The sequence below is a fragment of the Thermoanaerobaculia bacterium genome (assembly GCA_035260525.1).
In the GTDB taxonomy this organism is placed as follows: domain Bacteria; phylum Acidobacteriota; class Thermoanaerobaculia; order UBA5066; family DATFVB01; genus DATFVB01.
Genome location: DATFVB010000210.1, coordinates 1 through 2,614 on the forward strand (window position 1 = coordinate 1; position 2,614 = coordinate 2,614).

The following is a 2,614-nucleotide window of genomic DNA, read 5'->3' on the forward strand; positions in this document are numbered from 1 at the left end:
CCAAGCAGAAGCGTCCGGCGCGGGAGGCGGCGGAGCCTGCCGCCATGTCCTCCCGCCGTGCCCACGCCCGTGCTCTGGTCGAATGGGTCGCCCGGGGGATGAAGGTCGCGCTTTCCGAAGTGAAGGGCCCGTCGCGACTCCGGTCTCTCTCCCGTGTCCGCGCGCTCGCCGGCTATCTCGGGCGAGAGATCGCGGGCGTGCCCATCGCCGCCGTCGCCCGTGAGGTCGACCGCGATCCCTCGACCCTCTGGCGCGACGTCGAGTGGCTCGAGGGAGAGATGAAACGCGACCGCGGGCTCCGGTCCGAAGTCGGCAAGACGGCCGCGGCCTGCGCCGCGTGGGTCAAGGGCTCGGCCGCCGCTCGGCGTCGATAGACTCGACATCGACCGCGCCGGTTACGTCTTCGACTTCGGGCGCACGAGAGTATTCACGATCTCGCGGCTCATCCACTCGTCGGCCTCTTCGTGAGTGTGAAAGCGGTAAACCCTAGGAGTTTGCCGGCGCAAACTCCTAGCAGGTCGTTGGCCGCCGCCTTTGGCGAGCGTACAATCGGCTCGCCTTCTCGGAGGATTCATTGTCGCTCTCCGGCACGTTCGAAAGCATGTCGATGGTGGAGCTCATGCGGTGGGCTCGCGCCGGCCGCCGCGACGGCGTCATTACCGTCCGCCATCCCCGCGAGGGCATCGAGCGCCGGATCTGCCTCGACGCGGGAAGGATCACCGCGTGCGCCTCGAACCTCCCGCGCGACTACTACGGCAGCTATCTCGTGCGGCTCGGCTACTGCGCCGAGGAGGACGTCAACCGCTCGCTTCAGATCCAGCGCGAAACCGGGATCATGATGGGGCAGATCCTCGTGATGGTCGAGAAGCTCACCCGCGACGACGCCGTCACCACGCTGACCGAGAAGACGATGGACAACGTCTGCGAGGCCTTCCTGTGGGAGGACGGGACGTTCGAGTACGACCCGAAGCCTTTGCCTCCGAGGAAGATGGTCGAGCTGTCGATCGACCCCGTCGCCGTCGTCATCGAGGGCGCCCGGCGGGCGGATGCGTGGAACGCGCTCCGGATCCGCTATTCCCCCGAGTCGATCTTCGAAGGGACCGGCACGACGTTTTCGGCCTCGGGGGAGTACGAGAATCCGCGGGTCGCGCGGGTCGTGCTGCCGCTCCTCGACGGGGAGCGCACGATCGGCCGTCTCTGCCGCGAGCTCCCGTTCTCCCAGTACTCGGTGATCGAGGCGGTCGCCGATCTCGTCCGGACCAACCTCGCGCGGGCGAGCGACGTGAGCGCGGCCATCCCGCGACGGCAGCGCCTCGAGGCTCGGCTCGCGGAGGCGACCGACGCCGAGAAGGGCGGCCACTGGGGCGCGGCGGTGCAGATCCTCGAGGGGCTCGAAGCGCTGCACTGGGAGATCCCCGGTCTGGCGGAGGCCCTGCCGCGCGCCCGCGTTCGCTACAAGCAGAGCCTCGCCGAGACGGCGTTCCGCCCGGAAGACGTGCCGGTGGTGGCCCTCGATCCCGAAGCGCTCGAACGGCTGAATCTCATGCCCGTCGACGGGTTCCTCGTCTCCCGGATCGACGGGAGCCTCTCGGCGGCCGAGGTGATCCGCGTCTCGGCGCTCGCCGAGATGGACGCGCTGCGGGCGCTCAAGCGCCTGCTCGACGCCGGAGTGATCGCCTTCCTGCCGCAGCCGCCCGGTTAGCCGCCGAAGCGAGGTTGAGCTTCGCCGCGCCGACGATGGCATAATCGCGGAAACGCCGAAGGAGGTTCCCATGTCCTCTCTTCCGCCCGACCCCGCGGCTGCGGCCGGCATCCTGCCCTGGGAGCGGCGCCGCGACCTGGACCCCTTTCACGCCTTCGTCGAGACGATCAAGCTCTTCGTCACGCGGCCGGACGAGGCCTGGCGGATCACCCCGGAGCGCGGCGGATTCGAGTCGCCGCTCCTCTTCGGCCTGATCGTCTCCTTCCTGGGCGCGGCGGTCTCGTTCGTCTATCGCTGGGTCTTCGTCTCTCCCTGGATCCGGATGTTCCCGCCGGCCGCGTTCCGGCGATGGGGAGGCGTTCCCTGGTGGGCGATGGGACGCCGGCCGTCCGGCTGCGCGATCGTCGCCTGGCCCTTCGCGGCCGCCTTCGCGATCCTCTGCGGGCTCTTCATCGGCGCGGCGATTTTGCATCTCTTCGTGCTGATCGTCGGGGCGGCGAGGTCCTCGGCCTCGGGATTCGAGGGGACTTTCCGAGTCGTCGCTTATTCCTCCGTGTCGAGTCTCGCGCAGGTGATTCCGATCTTCGGCGGCCTCGTGGCGTTCGTCTGGTGGATCGTGCTCGCGGTGAAGGGAATCACGAGGCTCCACCGGGCCACACCCGGCCGCGCGCTCGCCGCGGTGCTCGTTCCGATCGTGCTGGTCTTCGGAGTGGTCGTGCTGTGCGCGGTGGTGGTGTTCGGGCTGCTGATGGCGACCCACCGCGGCTCCTCCTACTCTCTGTAGGCGGGCGCGGCGATGCATCGAGCCGGGCGGGCGCGTGCTGCCGGCCGTCCGCACGACGTACGCTCTTCGGTACGCCTTAGCGGCCGGCCGGCAACCCGCATCCCGCCGGGCTCGCGCCTCGCCGCGCT

Annotated in this window: 3 protein-coding genes; all 3 read left to right on the forward strand. The window is 69.5% G+C overall.

The window, feature by feature from the left end:
- Nucleotides 1-374: hypothetical protein (locus VKH46_10780; protein HKB71318.1), on the forward strand; the 374-nt coding region annotated here is incomplete at its 5' end.
- A gap of 200 nt (nucleotides 375-574) precedes the next feature.
- Nucleotides 575-1,702, forward strand: a complete 1,128-nt coding sequence (locus tag VKH46_10785; protein ID HKB71319.1) for a DUF4388 domain-containing protein — start codon at nucleotides 575-577, stop codon at nucleotides 1,700-1,702.
- Nucleotides 1,703-1,772: 70 nt separating this feature from the next.
- Nucleotides 1,773-2,486 carry a YIP1 family protein gene (locus tag VKH46_10790; protein HKB71320.1) on the forward strand — a complete coding sequence of 238 codons (714 nt, stop codon included), beginning with the start codon at nucleotides 1,773-1,775 and terminating at the stop codon, nucleotides 2,484-2,486.
- Nucleotides 2,487-2,614 lie beyond the last annotated feature (128 nt).